Origin of the sequence: Nakamurella sp. UYEF19 (genome assembly GCF_040546275.1) — a bacterium.
GTDB lineage: Bacteria > Actinomycetota > Actinomycetes > Mycobacteriales > Nakamurellaceae > Nakamurella.
In genome coordinates, this window is sequence record NZ_JBEPNO010000056.1 from 1 (window position 1) to 3679 (window position 3679).

Genomic DNA, 3679 nt, shown 5'->3' on the forward strand with positions numbered 1-3679 from the left:
AAGTGCAGCGGCACCTTCTGCATGATCCCGAACCAGTACTGCCACTTCTCGTCCCACCCGGTGCCGTCGAAGCTGAAGACGACGAGCTGCGGCGCTTTCTCGCCCGGCTTCAGCTTGGTGATCCTGAAACCGTCCGGCTCGGTGCCACCGGCCCTTACCCCGCCGTTGTCGTTGGCCGGCACCGAGGTGGGCGAACCGGTCGTCGGACGGCCTGACGTGGTGTGACCCGCGGCCCTGCCGGCGGTCGTGGTCCCGCCGGCGGTCGTCGCTGTCGATCCGTTCGACGAAAGCGACGAGCTGGATCCGGACGTCGCGCGCCCCGGCGGCGTGACGTCGTTCGTCACGGTGACCACCGCATTGCTGCCGCCGGTGCAGGCGCTGAACAACAGCGCTCCGACGACCACGATCGACAGACCCATCATTCGGCGCCGACCAGCTCCCGAGCGACGTCGCCCGCTCCCTACGCCCTGCGTCACCATGGCCTCCTCAACAGCTTCCGCCTTCACGCTTCGGGCCCACCATCAACGGCTCACCCTTGAAAACATCGGAAAGACGTATGTGCCGACCATAGGTTCCCTGTGCCACTATCCCGCGACCACCGTCGAATCGTGGTGAAGATCGCCGAACCGGTCATCACCAGCGATCGGAGGCTTATTTCGCAGGGCAAATTTCCCCCTGACCTGCCGGAGTTCACAGACCGCCGACGTACGGCCCACACCACGCCCCCATCCGGCGCGACCTACCCTGGACGACGCCATGACAACTTCGCCGGTTCCGCACGCAGCTCCGCCGACCAGGCGCAAGAACTGGTTCGCCGTCCAGCCTGTTGACGACTTCCAGATCACCGATCGCCGTGACTCCCCCCGGTCGATCGGTGTCGAGATCACGATCGTGTTCCTGATCACCCTCGGGATGAGCGGTCTGACTTCGTTGGTCAGCCTCATCGAGACCTCGATCAAGGCCTCCCAGGCCAAGGTGGCGATCAGCAGTTTCGCCGTTTCCGTCACGGCACCGAAGTCGACCGTCGGCATGATCGACCTGGTCAAACAACTGCTGCAGGTCGTACAGGGCCTGGCCTGGGGTGCGATCGGCCTCTACCTCCTGTGGCGGGCCGGCATCAGCATCTCGCAGCGACTGGGCCTCAATCTCCGCATGCCGGGTTGGGACATCGGGACCGGTCTCGTCCTGGCCGCCGTCATCGGGATCCCGGGCCTCGGCCTCTACCTGCTCGCCCAACACCTGGGGTTCAACCTCACGGTGCAGGCCAACTCGCTGACGGACGCGTGGTGGCGACTACCGGTCACCGTGCTGCTGGCTTTCCAGAACGGGTTCCTGGAAGAGGTGCTGGTCGTCGGGTACCTGATCACCAGGCTGCAGCAGCTGCGCTGGCCGCTCGGGGGCGTGCTTGCGGCGAGCGCGGTGCTACGCGGGTCGTACCACCTCTACCAGGGCTTCGGCGGATTCGTCGGCAACGCGATCATGGGGCTGATCTTCGGCTGGTTCTTCCTCAAATACCGCCGCATCTGGCCGCTGGTCATCGCGCACTCGCTCATCGACACCGTCGTCTTCGTGGCCTACCCACTGCTCAAGGGCCACGTCAGCTGGTTGCCGTAGGGCTCGCGGCCACGCACACAGCGCCGGCGCACCTGCTTCCGCGAGCGCACGCAGCGGCAACGCACCTGGCGGCGGCGCTGCGGCGGCGTACCTGGCGGCGGCGCTGCGGCGGCGTGGCTGCGCATATAGGAACGACCGTTTTGAGCCAAAAAGGGCCTGAACAGGGCAGATCGGTATGCGCCGGGCAGTTCGGTATGCGCGGGGCCAGGGTCAGCGCAGGGTGAACTGGCGGCCGAGAATGCCGTCGCGGGCGCGGCGCTGGGCCGAGGTCAGGGGCTCGTCCACGGCCAGAGCCTTGTCCAGCCTGACCGCGAATTCCTTGACCGGCTCGTCCCATTCCGAAGCGTGCGCATCACGGTCGAGATCCCAGACCGGCACCAATCGGCCGTGTGCCCGGAACGACCCGACGTACCGCGAACCCTCGCCGAGATCGAGTTCCTCGTCGACCGCGAGGCGCGCGAGCGCAGCCATCAGAGGCTGTTCCTCCTCGGGCCGGACCCAGCGCAGGTGAGCCTTCTCGCCGGCGTCGACCCAGTACGCGCCGGGGAGTCCGGCGACGCGCACGGTCGGCATGATCGCCGTGTTCGCCCGCTCGAGGGACAACGCGACCTCGCTGCCTGCTTCGGGTTCCTCCTCCAACCACCAGCCGAACGAGTCGTGGACGGTGACGTCGAACGGCTCGTCGACGATGAGGTCGGCGAGACTCGGCCCGATGGAGGCGCGCCCGACGACCGACAACACGCTCGACGGCTCGGCCGCGAGGGCCCATTCGAGCGCCGACGCCAGATCGCGGGACAGATCTCCGGAGTGCGTCTGGACCTGCATACCGAGCAGGATCGACCGGTCGGACCGGGTCAGAGCCGCCGCCGCCGCGGGCAGCACCGTGGCGAGCGTGATGGACGGCACATCGGGAGAGGGAGTCTTCAAAGTCAGCTGGGCCGTCGCCGACGGCACGAACTCGCGGAGTGCGATCAGTTCGGTCTCGGCCGCCATGCCGGCGAACGGGCGGGCCACGATCATCTCCGCGGCGTCGGCCGCGCCGTGACAGGACTTGAACCGTCGTCCCGAACCGCAGGGGCACGGGCGTCTGGGGTTGTCGACCCCCTCCGCAGCGGTGTTCGACGGTTCGGCTGAAGCAGCCCTGGCTCGCAGTTTGGTCTTCTTGGACACAGCGCCACCGTATCGGAATCGAGTCGCGCGACCGACCGCACGAGATGACCGGACCTGGCCCGCGTGACGAGGTAGCTGGCGACTTCGAACCCGTCCCCAGTACTCTGCTGGGTGGCGGTGACCACAGATTCTCTGCGTCCGCACCGTCATTGCCCTCTGTAATCACTCGAACGCATACAGGCGCAATCCAGATCAGCACGCTCACGAACCGAGCTCGGTCAATCGCCGGCATACCCCGAGGATGATGATTTTGCCGATCGACGACGTGTGGCTGAGCGCCGAGTCGACTACCCGTGTCGCCGGTCATGACACACCGGAAGCGCCCGCTTCGACCGTCCCTCCGCAGGGTTCCCACCTCCCGGCCTCTTCAACATTTCCGGGGTCCCCACATTCCAGTCAGGCACCATCGCAGGCGACAACGCAGCCACCAGCAGCACCGTCGGTACCCCAGCAGCCCGCAATACGGCGCAACGGCGCGCAGGACGAGAACCTCACCTCCATCCGCGACGACGGCAGCAACGGCGCACACATGACATCGACGAACGGCTCCGACCACTCCGACAACGGGTGGTCTTCCTACGAACCAGGACGGTTCGATCCGACCGCGTTCGATCCGGGACCGGACCTCCCTCCGCTCCCGACCCTCCGACCGCTCCCGACGATTCGCCCGCTGAACCGATGGACGGCCGAACCGCTCTCCCCGCCCGCGGCGCCGACCGTTCTGTCGCTGTCGGTCACCCCGCTTCCCTCGCTGTCGGTTCCGCCGCCGGCTGAACCGGCGGCGGCCTATTCGTTAGGGGCTGAACCGGTAGGGCCTGAACCGGTAGGGCCTGAACCGGTAGGGCCTGAACCGGTAGGGCCTGAACCGGTAGGGCCTGAACCGGTAGGGCCTGAA

2 protein-coding genes and 1 pseudogene are annotated in these 3679 nt (G+C 67.1%); 1 reads left to right on the top strand and 2 read right to left on the bottom strand.

The genetic code is table 11. The features are described from left to right. Positions 1–422: pseudogene (locus ABIB25_RS29030) on the bottom strand (hypothetical protein); the annotation flags it as partial. A 334-nt stretch (positions 423–756) separates the two neighbouring features. Between ABIB25_RS29030 and ABIB25_RS29035 the strand changes: the two are divergent. Next, on the top strand, positions 757–1614 hold the full coding sequence (locus ABIB25_RS29035; RefSeq protein WP_354531988.1) for a CPBP family intramembrane glutamic endopeptidase: 858 nt from the start codon (positions 757–759) through the stop codon (positions 1612–1614). A 210-nt stretch (positions 1615–1824) separates the two neighbouring features. On the opposite strand, the gene ABIB25_RS29040 is transcribed toward ABIB25_RS29035, so the two are convergent. Then, complete coding sequence (locus tag ABIB25_RS29040) at positions 1825–2784, bottom strand: DUF5926 family protein (RefSeq protein WP_354531989.1); 960 nt, start codon at positions 2782–2784, stop codon at positions 1825–1827. Positions 2785–3679 lie beyond the last annotated feature (895 nt).

Excerpts from the sequence above, each read along its gene's own strand:
- ABIB25_RS29035 (WP_354531988.1), top strand. The coding sequence starts at position 757 with ATGACAACTTCGCCGGTTCCGCACGCAGCTCCGCCGACCAGGCGCAAG.